Origin of the sequence: Kineococcus sp. TRM81007, assembly GCF_022669155.1 — a bacterium.
Lineage (GTDB): Bacteria > Actinomycetota > Actinomycetes > Actinomycetales > Kineococcaceae > Kineococcus.
The window spans coordinates 97,824-111,620 of the sequence record NZ_JALBVB010000032.1 but is presented as its reverse complement, the minus strand read 5'-3'; the positions used below and the strand labels follow the sequence as shown (position 1 = coordinate 111,620).

At 72.3% G+C, this 13,797-nt stretch carries 11 protein-coding genes; 8 read left to right on the top strand and 3 right to left on the bottom strand.

Annotated elements, in window-relative coordinates; translation table 11 throughout:
* The 3 genes from MN205_RS03460 to MN205_RS03450 all read right to left on the bottom strand — a co-directional run.
* Positions 1–780: carbohydrate ABC transporter permease (locus tag MN205_RS03460; RefSeq protein ID WP_374115813.1), on the bottom strand; the 780-nt coding region annotated here is incomplete at its 3' end.
* Between the two features lie 131 nt (positions 781–911).
* A complete protein-coding gene (locus tag MN205_RS03455) occupies positions 912–1,835 on the bottom strand; it encodes a carbohydrate ABC transporter permease (RefSeq protein ID WP_242124342.1) in 924 nt (307 codons plus the stop codon).
* A gap of 68 nt (positions 1,836–1,903) precedes the next feature.
* The gene (locus MN205_RS03450) at positions 1,904–3,238 is read right to left on the bottom strand and encodes an extracellular solute-binding protein (RefSeq protein ID WP_242124340.1); all 1,335 of its coding nucleotides are present in this window, start codon (positions 3,236–3,238) and stop codon (positions 1,904–1,906) included.
* A 369-nt stretch (positions 3,239–3,607) separates the two neighbouring features.
* Here MN205_RS03450 and rhaI point away from each other — a divergent pair, with 369 nt between their 5' ends.
* From rhaI to MN205_RS03410, 8 genes are all read left to right on the top strand, one after another.
* Positions 3,608–4,774, top strand: a complete 1,167-nt coding sequence (gene rhaI, locus MN205_RS03445; protein ID WP_242124338.1) for an L-rhamnose isomerase — start codon at positions 3,608–3,610, stop codon at positions 4,772–4,774.
* A 5-nt stretch (positions 4,775–4,779) separates the two neighbouring features.
* On the top strand, positions 4,780–6,837 hold the full coding sequence (locus tag MN205_RS03440; protein ID WP_242124336.1) for a bifunctional aldolase/short-chain dehydrogenase: 2,058 nt from the start codon (positions 4,780–4,782) through the stop codon (positions 6,835–6,837).
* Between the two features lie 19 nt (positions 6,838–6,856).
* Positions 6,857–8,305 (top strand): rhamnulokinase family protein, encoded by a 1,449-nt coding sequence (locus tag MN205_RS03435; RefSeq protein WP_242124334.1) that lies wholly within the window; start codon positions 6,857–6,859, stop codon positions 8,303–8,305.
* The gene (locus tag MN205_RS03430) at positions 8,302–9,114 is read left to right on the top strand and encodes a (Fe-S)-binding protein (RefSeq protein ID WP_242124332.1); all 813 of its coding nucleotides are present in this window, start codon (positions 8,302–8,304) and stop codon (positions 9,112–9,114) included. Before MN205_RS03435 ends, MN205_RS03430 begins: the two co-directional genes overlap by 4 nt.
* A gap of 17 nt (positions 9,115–9,131) precedes the next feature.
* The gene (locus tag MN205_RS03425; protein WP_255817815.1) at positions 9,132–10,643 is read left to right on the top strand and encodes a LutB/LldF family L-lactate oxidation iron-sulfur protein; all 1,512 of its coding nucleotides are present in this window, start codon (positions 9,132–9,134) and stop codon (positions 10,641–10,643) included.
* A complete protein-coding gene (locus MN205_RS03420; RefSeq protein WP_242124328.1) occupies positions 10,640–11,293 on the top strand; it encodes an LUD domain-containing protein in 654 nt (217 codons plus the stop codon). Before MN205_RS03425 ends, MN205_RS03420 begins: the two co-directional genes overlap by 4 nt.
* Before the next feature lie 90 nt (positions 11,294–11,383).
* On the top strand, positions 11,384–12,337 hold the full coding sequence (locus MN205_RS03415; RefSeq protein WP_242124326.1) for an exopolyphosphatase: 954 nt from the start codon (positions 11,384–11,386) through the stop codon (positions 12,335–12,337).
* 123 nt (positions 12,338–12,460) lie between these two features.
* Positions 12,461–13,789, top strand: a complete 1,329-nt coding sequence (locus MN205_RS03410; RefSeq protein ID WP_242124325.1) for a glucarate dehydratase family protein — start codon at positions 12,461–12,463, stop codon at positions 13,787–13,789.
* Positions 13,790–13,797: the final 8 nt, after the last annotated feature.

Here is a 13,797-nt window from a genome sequence, read left to right as displayed (position 1 = left end):
CTGACGGTTGAAGAACAGGTACAGCAGCAGCATCGGGATCGTGATCAGCAGGATGTCCATGAACAACAGGTTGTAGCTGGACAGGTTCTGGCTCTGGAAGTTGAACAACGTCAGCTGCACCGTCGCCCCCGCGTCCCCCGGCAGGAAGTACAACGGGGTCTGGAAGTCGTTGAACACCGCCACCGACTGCACCAGCACCACCGTCACCAGCACCGGACGCAGCAGCGGCAGGATCACCCGGAAGAACAACCGCACCGGCCCCGCACCGTCCAGCACCGCCGCCTCGTCCAGCTCACGCGGGATCGTGGAGATGAACGCCCGGAACAACAGCACCGTGAAGGAGATCCCGAAGGCCACCTCCACCAGGATCAGCCCCGGCATCGTGGCGAACAACCCCAGCCGCTGCAGCACCCAGATCGTCGGCACCACCGCCGGCGGCATGATCAACCCAGCCAGCACCAGGAAGTTGATCAACCCGTTGAAGCGGGTGACGCGCCGCTGCAGCACGAACGCGACCATCGAGCCGAACACCACCATCAACGTCACACTGGCCACCGTCAGCACGATGGAGTTGATGAACGCGATGACGAGGATGTAGTCGCGCGTCTGCACGACCTCCACCAGGTTCTGCCACCCCTGGAACCGGCGCGGCAGCGCGAAGCGGAACTCACCGGCCTGCTGCGCGTCCATCACCGCCGTCAGCACGATGAACACGAACGGCACGATGAACACCACGACGCTGAGCACGATCGCCAAGGCCCCGACCCCGTAGCGGTACAGCGCCGCGCGCGGGCCACCGACGCGCCCACCACCCGGCGCCGGGCCCTGCGGGTCCACCCCACCCCTGCGCCGGGACCAGGACCGGGAGCGGGAGCGGGGGTTCAACGGCCCGGCGGGACTGATCGTGGAGCTCACAGCTCGACCTCCTTGCGGGCCAGGAACCGCGTCAGCGGCAGCACCAGAGCGGTCACCGCGAGGAACAGGATCACGTTGCCGGCGGTGGACAGGCCGTAGAAGCCGGCCTGGTACTGCTTGTAGATCACCGAGGCGATCACGTCGGAGGTGAAACCGGGCCCCCCGCGCGTCATCGCCCAGATCAGGTCGAACGAGCGCAGGCCCCCGATCAGCGACAGGGTGATCACCGTGGAGGTCGCCGGCCACGACAACGGGAAGATGACGTTGCGGAACAGCGTCCACGACCCGGCCCCGTCGACCTTGGCCGCCTCGTAGTACTCCTTCGGGATCGAGACGATCCCGGCCATGTAGATCAAGGTGGCCAGCCCCACGCCCTTCCACACGTCCACCAGCGCCACCGACAGCAGCGCCAGCTGCGGATCGACCAGCCAGCCGGGCCCGTCGATGCCGAACACCCCCAGCGCGGAGTTGATCGCCCCGCGCGAGGGGTGCATCAGCACCTGGAAGGTGATGCCCACCCCGACGGAGGAGACCAGCACGGGGAAGAAGACCACCGCGCGCAGGTAGCCGCGCCCCACGATCTGGCTGGTCAGCAGCATGCCCAGCCCCAGCCCGAGCACGACCTTGGCGCCGGAGGTGACCACCGCGTAGACGAAGGTGTTGGTGAAGCCCTTCACCAGGGCCGGTTCCTGGAAGAACTGCACGAAGTTCGCCAGACCGATGAACTCGCTGTCGAAGATCGTCCAGCGGGTCAGCGCGAAGTAGAACGACGCGAACGTCGGCACCAGGAACAGCACGCCGTAGACCACGGCGGCGGGCAGGTAGAACCACCCCGGGTAGGGGCTGCGCCGGCGCCCGGGAACTCGGTGCGCCGACGTGGTGGGCTTCGTGCGGGAAGGAGCGGGAGCTGTCGTCGCCATCGGTGACCTCTCTCGGCGGGGTACCCCGGCTCCGCGCGGGGAGCCGGGGCGGTCGACGGGGGGAAGGCTCACCAGCCCTCGAGGCCCAGCTGCTGGGCCTGCTTCTCGACGTCCTGGTCGTACAGGGCGGCACCGTCCTGCGCCGAACGGATGCCGGAGCCGACCTCGACGGTGATCTGCTCCAGGGCCGGGCCCTTGACCGGCGAGAGGAACTCCAGCGCCGGGGACTGCGCGTCCGCGTCGAAGTAGGCCTGAACGTCCTTGGTGACCTGCGGCACGTCGTCGGGCAGCTCGCACCCCTCGACGAGGTAGGGCCCGGTGGGCGGCGCGGCCTGGCTCTGCGCCTCGCAGCCCTCGGGGCTGGCGATGAACGCGGCCAGCTTCTTCGCCGCCTCCAGCTCCTCCCCCGTCGTGCTGTTCGGGATGTAGACAGCGTTGGGGTACCAGGCGGTCAGCCCGTTGGTCGCGGCGTCGTCACCGGGCAGGGCGAAGAACCCGATCCGGTCGCCCGCCTCGGGGTCGACGCTGAGCAGGGTCGTGATGTTCCCCGACAGGATGGGGTACATGGCCGCCTGCCCCGAGGCGAGCTGACGCATGCCGTCCTCGAGCTTGGCGGAGGCGAAGTCGGCGTTCTGGAACCCCTTGTCGTGCACCTCCTGCGTGTGCTCGAAGCCCTTGATGGCGACGGGGTCGGTGGCGTACTTCGCGTTGCCCGCGGTGTACTCCTCGGCCCAGTCCGGGTCGGCGGCGAGCACGTTGTGGAAGTCGCCGAGGACGAAGAGCTGGGACGTCCAGGTGTCACCGAACGTCTGCACGACCGGGGCGATGCCCGCGGCCTTGATCGCCTCGCTGTTGGCGACGAACTCCGCCCAGGTCTTCGGCACCTCGAGACCGAGCTGGGAGTAGACGTCCATGTTGTACATGACCCCGCCGCCGAAGGCGGTCCCGTAGGGGACGCCGTAGGCGTCGCCGCCCGCGGACACCTGCGGCAGGTAGCTGTCCTCCACCGCACCCACGACGTCCTCCCCCAGCGGCGTCAGGTTCTTCTCGGGGGCGATCTGCTGGAACAGCGAGCCGGAGTTGTAGTCGAAGACGTCGGCCATGCTGCCGGTCTGCAGGCGGGTCTTGACGAGGTTGTCGCCCTCACCGCCGGCCGGGCGGCCGTCCAGCTCGACGTCGATGTCGGGGTTGGCCTCCTCGAAGGCCTCGACGATGGACGTCGCGGTCGCCTGGGCGGTGGCGTCGCTGCCGGTCAGCCAGGTGATGGTGGTGCCACCGCCGCCGGAGGCGCTCGACGAGCCGAGGCTCCCGGCGCTGCAGGCGGTGAGGGTGAGGGGCACCAGGGCGAGCGCGGCCAGACCGCTCAGCGCCCTGGATCGGGTGGGGGTGCGTCGACGTGCCACGGGGTCTCCTCATCGAGACGGCCGCTCCGGGGAGCGGTGGGCGGGGTGTTCGCGGAACTGGTGAGACGTTTCAAGTGCGACTCGAGCTCGAAGGTAGGAGCGCGCGAGCGGGTCGTCAAGCGATCCGGGGAGGTCTGCGCCGATCGAGCCGAGGAATGCGTTTTCCCTGGTCACGGGCGCGACAGCCCGCCGCCGGTCCCCTCGGGACGGGGCTCGCGCACCGGTCGGCGGTCCGCGCCGCCGGGCCCCTGTGACCCGCACCGGCGAGCCCGAGCAGGGGCACCCTCGCCGAGGCGGGCGCTCCACGTCCTTGTGAAACGTGTCAAAGTTCAGCTACGGTGCTCCCGCCCCCGATGGAGTGAGGTCCCCATGACATCGACCGACACGGTCCTGGCCGCCCTGCGGCACCAGACGATCGAGCTGCCCTCGTGGGCGTTCGGCAACTCCGGCACCCGGTTCAAGGTCTTCGGCAGCCCCGGCACGCCGCGCGACCCGTTCGAGAAGATCAGCGACGCCGCCCAGGTGCACCGGTACACCGGCATCGCGCCGCGGGTGTCCCTGCACATCCCCTGGGACCTCGTCGACGACTTCGGCAAGCTCGCCGCCCACGCCGCCGACCAGGGCGTGACGATCGGCATGATCAACTCCAACCTCTTCCAGGACGACGACTACAAGCTCGGCTCCCTGACCCACCCGGACGCGAAGGTGCGCGCCAAGGCCGTCGCCCACCACGCCCAGTGCGTCGACGTCATGCGCGCCACCGGCTCCAAGGAGCTGAAGGTCTGGCTGCCGGACGGCACCAACTACCCCGGCCAGGACGACCTGCGCGACCGCCAGGACCGCCTCGCCGAGTCCCTGCAGCAGATCTACGCGCTGCTGGACGACGACCACCGCATGGTGCTGGAGTACAAGTTCTTCGAGCCGGCCTTCTACTCCACCGACATCCCGGACTGGGGCACCTCGCTGCTGCACTGCACGTCGCTGGGCGAGAAGGCGAAGGTCGTCCTGGACACCGGCCACCACGCGCCGGGCACGAACATCGAGTTCATCGTCGTGCAACTGCTGCGGGCCGACCGCCTGGGCGCCTTCGACTTCAACTCGCGCTTCTACGCCGACGACGACCTCATGGCCGGGGCGGCGGACCCGTTCCAGCTGTTCCGGATCATGTACGAGATCGTCCGCTCCGACGCGCTGCGGCCCGACTCGGGCGTGAACTTCATGCTCGACCAGTGCCACAACATCGAGGAGAAGATCCCCGGGCAGATCCGCTCGGTGACCAACGTCCAGCAGGCCACCGCCAAGGCGCTGCTGGTGGACCGCGAGGCGCTGCGCGCCGCGCAGCAGGCCGGTGACGTCCTCGGCGCCAACGACGTCTTCATGGACGCTTACCACACCGACGTGCGCCCGCTGCTGGCCGAGCTGCGCGAGTCGATGGGCCTGGCGGCCGACCCGATGGCCGCCTTCAAGGCGTCGGGCTACGCGGACAGGATCGCCGCCGAGCGCATCGGCGGCCAGCAGGCGGGATGGGGAGCCTGAACGACATGACGAACACCACGACGAACGAGGCCGTGGAGCAGCTGCTCGCGCGCTCGCACGCCCTGGGCGCCGACCCGCGCTTCACGAACTACGCCGGCGGCAACACCTCCGCCAAGGGCACCGCGGCGGACCCGGTGACCGGCGAGGACGTCGAGCTGCTGTGGGTGAAGGGCTCCGGCGGCGACCTGGGCACCCTGGAGGAGAAGGGCCTGGCGGTCCTGCGCCTGGACCGCGTCCGCGCCCTGCGCGACGTCTACCCGGGCGTGGAGCGCGAGGACGAGATGGTCGCCGCGTTCGACTACTGCCTGCACGGCAAGGGCGGGGCGGCCCCCTCCATCGACACCGCGATGCACGCCCTCGTCGACGCCACGCACGTGGACCACCTGCACCCCGACGCCGGCATCGCGATCGCCACCGCCACCGACGGCGAGAAGCTCACCGAGACGATCTTCGAGGGCAAGGTCGTGTGGGTGCCGTGGCGCCGGCCCGGCTTCCAGCTCGGCCTGGACATCGCCGCCATCAAGGAGGCCAACCCGCAGGCGGTCGGCACGGTCCTCGGCGGGCACGGCATCACCGCCTGGGGCGCCACCAGCGCCGAGGCCGAGGCCAACTCCCGCTGGATCATCGAGACCGCCACCGCGTACATCGAGGCGAACTCCGTGCCCGAGCCCTTCGGCCCGGTGCTCGACGGCCACGCCGCCCTGCCGGAGGCCGAGCGGCGCGCGAAGGCCGCAGCGCTGGCCCCGGTGATCCGCGGGATCGCCTCGCACGACAAGCCGCAGGTCGGGCACTACACCGACTCCGAGGTCGTGCTCGACTTCCTGGCCCGCGCCGAGCACCCCCGCCTGGCGGCGCTGGGCACGAGCTGCCCGGACCACTTCCTGCGCACCAAGGTGAAGCCGCTCGTCGTGGACCTGCCGGCGACCGCGTCGGTCGAGGAAACCACCGCGCGCCTGGCCGAGCTGCACGAGGAGTACCGCGCGGACTACCAGGCCTACTACGACCGGCACGCCACCCCGGACTCCCCCGCCATCCGCGGCGCGGACCCGCTCATCGTGCTGGTGCCGGGCGTGGGCATGTTCTCCTTCGGCAAGGACAAGCAGACCGCGCGCGTGGCCGGCGAGTTCTACGTCAACGCGATCAACGTCATGCGCGGCGCCGAGGGGATCTCCAGCTACTCCCCCATCGAGGAGTCGGAGAAGTTCCGCATCGAGTACTGGGCGCTGGAGGAGGCCAAGCTGGCGCGCATGCCGAAGCCGAAGCCGCTGGCCACCCGCATCGCGCTGGTGACCGGCGCGGCCTCCGGCATCGGCAAGGCCATCGCGACCCGACTGGCCGCCGAGGGCGCCTGCGTCGTCGTCGCCGACCTGGACCTCGCCAAGGCGCAGGCCGCCGCGGCGGAGATCGCCGGGTCCAAGGGAGCGGACGTGGCCGTGGGCGTGGCCGCGGACGTCTCGGACGCGGCCGCCGTGGCCGCCGCCGTCGACGAGGCGGTGCTGGCCTTCGGCGGGCTCGACCTCGTCGTGAACAACGCGGGCCTGTCGATCTCCAAGCCGCTGATGGAGACCACCGAGAAGGACTGGGACCTGCAGCACGACGTCATGGCCAAGGGGTCGTTCCTCGTCTCCCAGGCCACCGCGAAGACCCTGATCGCGCAGGGCCTGGGCGGCGACATCGTCTACATCTCCTCCAAGAACTCCGTGTTCGCCGGCCCCAACAACATCGCCTACTCCGCGGTGAAGGCCGACCAGGCCCACCAGGTGCGCCTGCTGGCCGCCGAGCTGGGCGAGCACGGCATCAAGGTGAACGGCATCAACCCCGACGGCGTCGTGCGCGGCTCGGGCATCTTCGCCGGCGGCTGGGGCGCCCAGCGCGCCAAGACGTACGGCATCCCCGAGGAGGAGCTGGGCAAGTTCTACGCCCAGCGCACCCTGCTCAAGCGCGAGGTGCTGCCCGAGCACGTCGCCAACGCCGTGTTCGTGCTCACCGGCGGGGAGCTGTCGCACACCACCGGTCTGCACGTGCCCGTGGACGCCGGCGTCGCCGCCGCGTTCCTGCGCTGAGGGGAACGGAGAGAACACCGTGAGCACGCACGTCGCCGTGGACCTGGGCGCCTCCAGCGGACGCGTCATGCTCGGCGCGGCCGCGCCGGGCCGGCTGGAGCTGACCGAGGTGCACCGCTTCGCCAACGGCGGCGTGGAGGTGGCCGGGCGCCTGCACTGGGACGCCGTCGGGTTGTGGCGGGAGGTGCTGGCCGGGCTCGGCCGCGCCGCCCGCACGCCCGGCGGCGCGGCCGCCCGCACCGTCGGGGTGGACACCTGGGCGGTGGACTACGGGCTGCTGACCCGCGAGGGCGCCCTGCTGGGCACCCCGCGGCACTACCGCGACTCGCGCACCGAGGGCGTGGCCGAGCGGGTGTTCCAGCGCGTGCCCGCGCAGCGGCTGTACGAGCGCAACGGTCTGCAGCACCTGCCGTTCACGACGATCTACCAGCTCGTCGCGGAGGCGGAGGAGTCCCTGCTGGGCTCGGCCGCGCAGCTGCTGCTCGTGCCGGACCTGCTCGGGTACTGGCTGTCCGGCCACCGCGGCGCGGAGGCCACCAACGCCTCCACCACCGGCCTGGCCGACGTGCGCACCGGCCGGTGGGCGCCCGACCTCGTCGAGCTCGCCGGGATCGACCCGGCGCTGCTGCCGCCCGTGCACGAGCCCGGCACGGTCCTCGGGGGACTGCGCTCGGAGGTGCTCGCCGAGACCGGCCTGCCCGGGTCGGTGCGCCTGGTCGCCGTCGGCTCGCACGACACCGCCTCCGCGGTCGTGGCGGTGCCGGCCCGCGACGAGCGGTTCGCCTACGTCGCCTGCGGCACGTGGGGCCTGGTGGGCGTCGAGCTGGAACGTCCCGTGCTGTCCGCGGAGTCGTTCGCGGCGAACTTCACCAACGAGCGCGGCGTGGACGGCCGCATCCGGTACCTGCGCAACGTCATGGGCCTGTGGGTGCTGCAGCAGTGCCTGGCGGAGTGGGCGAGCACCGAGGGCGAGCAGGACCTGCCCGCGCTGCTGGCCGCCGCCGCGCAGGTGTCCGCCGGTGGCCCAGTCGTCGACATCGACGACGCGCGGTTCCTGCCGCCGGGCCCCATGGTGGCCCGGGTCCAGGCCGCCGCCGAGGAGGCCGGGCACCGCGCCCCGACGGCGAAGGCCGAGGTGGTGCGCTGCGTCGTGGAGAGCCTGGCGCAGGCGTTCGCGCGCGCGGTGGCCGACGCGGTGCGGCTGTCCGGGCACGAGGTGGACGCCGTCCACCTCGTCGGCGGCGGCGCCCGCAACACCCTGCTGTGCGAGCTGACGGCCGCGGCGTGCGGGTTGCCGGTGGTGGCCGGGCCGGTGGAGGCCACCGCCCTGGGCAACGTCCTGGTGCAGGCCCGCGCCCACGGGGACCTATCCGGCTCGCTGGAGGACCTGCGCGCCCTGGTGCGCGACACGCACGAGACGACGACCTACGCTCCCCACGGGGAACGCGTGGGGACGGGGGCGCTGTGAGGATCGCCGTGATGGCCACCTGCCTGGGGGACGCGATGTTCCCGCAGGCGGTCAAGGGCACCGTGAAGCTGCTGCGGCGGCTGGGCCACGAGGTCGTCTTCCCCGAGGGGCAGACGTGCTGCGGGCAGATGCACGTGAACACCGGGTACCTGCGCGAGGCGGTCCCGCTGGTGCGCCACCACGTGGACGTGTTCGAGCCCGTGGCCCACGGCGAGTGGGACGCGGTCGTCGCGCCGTCGGGCTCCTGCACCGGGTGCGTGCGCCACCAGCACGCGATGGTCGCCCGCCGCGCCGGCGACGAGGCCCTGGCGGAGCGGGCCGAGGCGGTGGCCGGGCGCACCTACGAGCTGTCCGAGCTGCTGGTGGACGTGCTCGGCGTCACCGACGTGGGCGCCTACTACCCGCACCGCGTCACCTACCACCCCACCTGCCACTCGCTGCGCATGCTGCGGGTGGCCGACAAGCCGCTGCAGCTGCTGCGCGCGGTGCGCGGGCTCGAACTGGTGGAACTGCCCGACGCCGAGGTGTGCTGCGGGTTCGGCGGCACGTTCGCGGTGAAGAACGGCGAGACGTCCACCGCGATGCTCGCGGACAAGATGCGCAACGTGCTGGGCACCCGCGCGGAGGTGTGCACGGCCGGGGACTCCTCCTGCCTCATGCACATCGGCGGTGGGCTGGGCCGGCTGCGCACCGGTGTGCGCACCGTGCACCTGGCGGAGATCCTCGCCTCCACCGAGGCGAGCCAGACGCCCGCCGCGGCCGGTTCGGCCGGCGGCGTGCGCGACGAACCGGCGGAGGCGCAGCGGTGAGCACCACGCACCTGGGCATGCCCGCCGTCCGCGACGACTCGCACGACACGGGCCTGCCCACGTACTCCCCCGCCGGGCAGGGCAACCTGCGCGGCGCCACCTCGTTCCCGAAGGCCGCGCACGAGAAGCTGCTCGACACCCAGCTGCGCCGGAACCTCGGCAAGGCCACCGGGATCATCCGCGGCAAGCGCGCCGGCGTCGTCGCCGAGCTCGACGACTGGGAGGAGCTGCGCCTGGCCGGCTCGGCGATCAAGGCCGACGTCATGGCCCGCCTGCCGGAACTGCTGGAGCAGCTCGAGGAGAACGTCACCGCCCGCGGCGGCCACGTGCACTGGGCCCGGGACGCCGCCGAGGCGAACCGGATCGTCGCCGACCTGGTGCGCGCCACCGGTGCCGACGAGGTCGTCAAGGTCAAGTCGATGGCCACCCAGGAGACCGGGCTGAACGAGGCGCTGGCCGAGCAGGGCATCGCCGCGTGGGAGACCGACCTGGCCGAGCTCATCGTGCAGCTCGGCCACGACGCGCCCAGCCACATCCTCGTGCCCGCGATCCACCGCAACCGCAGCGAGATCCGGGAGATCTTCCTGCGCGAGATGCCGAACGTGGACCCGGCCCTCGCCGACGACCCGCGCGAGCTGGCGATGGCCGCCCGCGCCCACCTGCGCCGCAAGTTCCTCACCGCGAAGGTCGCCGTCAGCGGCGCGAACTTCGCCGTCGCCGACACCGGCACCCTGTCGGTCGTGGAGTCCGAGGGCAACGGGCGCATGTGCCTGACCCTGCCGGACACCCTCATCACGCTCATGGGCGTGGAGAAGCTCGTCCCCACCTGGAGCGACCTGGAGGTCTTCCTGCAGCTGCTGCCGCGCTCCTCCACCGGTGAGCGGATGAACCCGTACACCTCCACCTGGACGGGCGTGACCCCCGGCGACGGGCCGCAGGAGTTCCACCTGGTGCTGCTGGACAACGGCCGCAGCGCCGTGCTGGCCGACGAGGACGGGCGCGCAGCGCTGCACTGCATCCGCTGCTCCGCGTGCCTGAACGTCTGCCCCGTCTACGAGCGCGTGGGCGGTCACGCCTACGGCTCGGTGTACCCCGGTCCCATCGGCGCGGTCCTGTCCCCCATGCTCACCGGCATCTCCGGCCCCGACGACCCGAACGCGTCCCTGCCGTACGCGTCGTCGTTGTGCGGGGCGTGCTTCGACGCCTGCCCGGTACGCATCGACATCCCGAACCTGCTGGTGCAGCAGCGCGCGGCGTCGGTGGAGTCGCACCCGCGGCCGACCGCGCAGGACCTGGCGCTGAGGGCCGCCGCGGTCGCGATGAGCTCCCCGGGACGGTTCGCTGCCGCGGAGAAGGGCCTGGCGCTGGGCCGGCTGGTCGCCGGGCGCAAGGGCCGCATCAGTTCCCTGCCGTGGCCGCTGTCGCACTGGACGGACAGCCGCGACGTGCCCGCCCCGCCGGCGGAGACCGCCCGGCAGTGGTGGGCCCGCACCGGCGGCAACGACGACGAGCAGGAGGGGCGGGCGTGAGCGGAGCGCGCGAGGAGGTCCTGGCGCGGTTGCGCGCCGCCCGCGACGCCGGCGCCCCGCGCGGCGGCGTGCCACCGGTGCCCCGGGACTACCACCGCAGCGGTTCCCTGGAACCCGGTGGGCGGGAGGTCCTCGACCTGCTCGTGGAGCGGGTGGAGGACTACCGCGCCCGCGTGCTGTGCGCCGGCACCGACGACGAGGTCGCCGCCGCCGTGGCCCGGTGCCTGGACGAGGCGGGGTCGCGGCGGTTCGTCGTGCCCGCCGACCTGGAGCAGGGGTGGCGGCCGCGGATCGGCGACCGCGAGCTCGTCGAGGAGCACCCCTCGGCACCGCTGACCGTGCCCGAGCTGGACGCCCTGGACGCCGTCGTCACCGGCAGCTCGGTGGCGATCGCCCTGACCGGCACGATCGTCCTGGCCGGCGGCGCACCGGGGCAGGGCCGGCGGGCGCTGACCCTGGTGCCCGACCACCACGTGTGCGTGGTGCGCGCCGCCGACGTGGTGGAGACCGTGCCGGAGGCCCTGGCGCGGCTGGACCCGTCGGTGCCGCTCACGTTCATCTCCGGCCCCAGCGCCACCAGCGACATCGAGCTGGACCGCGTGGAGGGCGTGCACGGCCCGCGCCGGCTGGACGTGGTGGTCGTCGGCTGAGGCCGGGGTGTCCCCTCCCGCCCGCCGGGTGGGGAAGAACCCCCGCCCCAGGGCCTCAAGGTGCGGCGGGAACCTGCCGATGAACCCGCCGTGACCTCTCCGGACGCCCTCCTGACCGCCGGCCCCCACCGGCTGGTGACGCGCAGCGACTTCGACGGGCTGGTGTGCGCGGTGCTGCTGCGCCAGCTCGACCTGGTCGACGAGATCACGTTCGTGCACCCCAAGGACGTGCAGGACGGCACGGTGGAGATCACGGAGCGGGACGTCCTGACGAACCTGCCGTACGACGCGCGCGCGCACGTCGTCTTCGACCACCACCACTCCGAGACGCTGCGCAACGGCGGCGCGGGCAACCACGTCATCGACGCCGACGCCCCCTCCGCGGCACGCGTCGTGTTCGACTTCTTCGGCGGCGCCGAGCGCTTCCCGAAGATCTCCGACGAGCTGATGCGGGCCGTGGACCAGGCGGACTCCGCCGCGTACGACGTCTCCGAGATCCTGGAGCCGACCGGCTGGACGCTGCTGAACTTCCTCATGGACAGCCGAACCGGCCTGGGGCGCTTCCGCGACTTCCGCATCTCGAACTACCAGCTGATGATGCAGCTCATCGAGCACTGCATGACCTACCAGGACGTCGACGAGATCCTCGCCCTGCCGGACGTCGCCGAGCGCGTGGAGCTGTACCGGGCGCAGGCGGAGCTGTTCCGCGCCCAGCTGGAGCGCGTCACGACCCTGCACGGCGACGTCGCGGTGCTGGACCTGCGCGACGAGGAGGTCATCCACGCCGGCAACCGGTTCCTGGTGTACGCGCTGTTCCCCGCCGCTCGCGTGTCCGTCCACGTGATGTGGGGCCGGGCGAAGCAGAACACCGTGTTCGCGATCGGCAAGTCCATCGTGGACCGCACCTCGCCGGCGGACGTCGGCGCGGTGTGCCTGGCGCACGGCGGCGGCGGGCACGTCGCCGCCGGGACCTGCCAGGTGCCGCACGAGCAGGCGGCCACCGTGCTGCCCGAGCTGGTGGCGGCGCTGCGCGCGGAGCGCTGAGGAGCCCGCCGGGGGGCGGCGGCCCACCAGCGCGTCGCCCGTCCACGTCCGTGCACCGGGTGAGCCGGGTGTGGCAAGCTCCCGGCGAACCGCTCGCGCCTCCTGCCGACGACGAAGGACGCCATGACCGCCGCCGAAACCCTGCCCGCCGGTGCCGACACCCCCGGGAACCGTCCGCGCAACCGCATCACCCGCGTCGAGGTCACGCCCGTGGCGTTCCGCGATCTGCCGCTGCTGAACAACGTCGGGGTCCACGACCCGTTCGCGCTGCGCACGGTGGTGCAGGTGCACACCGAGGACGGCACCGGCCTGGGTGAGACGTACGGCGACGCCGCGCACCTGGCGCGCGTGCGGGCCGCGGCCGCCGACCTGGTCGGTGCCGACGTCTTCGACCTCAACGGGATGGCCGCACGGGTGGCCGCAGCCCTGGCGCGCGACACCACCACCGGCGGGCACGGCATGGGTGGGCAGGTCACCACCTCCAGCACCCTGAACCGCGTCCTGTCGCCGTTCGAGGTGGCCGCCCTGGACGTGCAGGGGCGCCTGCTGGGCCGCCCCGTCAGCGACCTGCTCGGCGGCGCCGTGCGCGAGGCGGTGCCGTTCAGCGCCTACCTGTTCTACAAGTGGGAGGCGCACCCCGGCACGCGTGGCGACGGCGGCGGCGACGACTGGGGCGCGGCGCTGGACCCGGAGGGCCTGGTGCGCCAGGCGCGGCGCATGGTCGACGACTTCGGCTTCACCGCCGTCAAGCTCAAGGGCGGGGTGTTCCCCCCGGAGCAGGAGATCGAGGCGATCCGCGCGCTGCGCGACGAGTTCCCGGACCTGCCGCTGCGGCTGGACCCCAACGGGGCGTGGACCGTGGACACGTCGGTCCGGGTGGCCGAGGCCCTCGAGGGCGTCGTGGAGTACCTGGAGGACCCCACCCCCGGCATCGAGGGGATGGCCGCGGTGCACCGGCGCACCGACGTGCCGCTGGCGACGAACATGTGCGTCGTCGCGTTCGACCACCTCGCCCCCGCCGTGCGCGCGGACGCCGTGCAGGTGGTGCTGTCCGACCACCACTTCTGGGGGGGCCTGCGCCGCTCGCAGGACCTCGCGCGCATCTGCGAGGTGTTCGGGATGGGCCTGTCGATGCACTCCAACTCCCACCTGGGCATCTCCCTGGCGGCGATGACGCACCTGGCCGCCGCCACCCCGAACCTCGACTACGCGTGCGACACGCACTGGCCGTGGAAGCTCGCCGAGGACGACGTCGTGGTCCCCGGCGCCCTCGGTTTCGCCGACGGTTCCGTGCGGGTGCCGACGGGGCCGGGGCTGGGCGTGGAGCTGGACCACGACGCGCTGGCGCGCCTGCACGAGCAGTACCTGCGCTGCGGTCTGCGCGACCGCGACGACACCGGGTACATGCGCACCGTCGACCCGGGCTTCAGCCCGAACACCGCCCGCTGGTGAGGGGCGGG

What these genes read in the sequence shown, in the direction of transcription:
- rhaI (WP_242124338.1), top strand. Translation starts at nt 3,608, where the DNA reads ATGACATCGACCGACACGGTCCTGGCCGCCCTGCGGCACCAGACGATC.
- MN205_RS03410 (WP_242124325.1), top strand. Translation starts at nt 12,461, where the DNA reads ATGACCGCCGCCGAAACCCTGCCCGCCGGTGCCGACACCCCCGGGAAC.
- MN205_RS03455 (WP_242124342.1), bottom strand. Translation starts at nt 1,835, where the DNA reads ATGGCGACGACAGCTCCCGCTCCTTCCCGCACGAAGCCCACCACGTCG.
- MN205_RS03425 (WP_255817815.1), top strand. Translation starts at nt 9,132, where the DNA reads ATGCCCGCCGTCCGCGACGACTCGCACGACACGGGCCTGCCCACGTAC.
- MN205_RS03440 (WP_242124336.1), top strand. Translation starts at nt 4,780, where the DNA reads ATGACGAACACCACGACGAACGAGGCCGTGGAGCAGCTGCTCGCGCGC.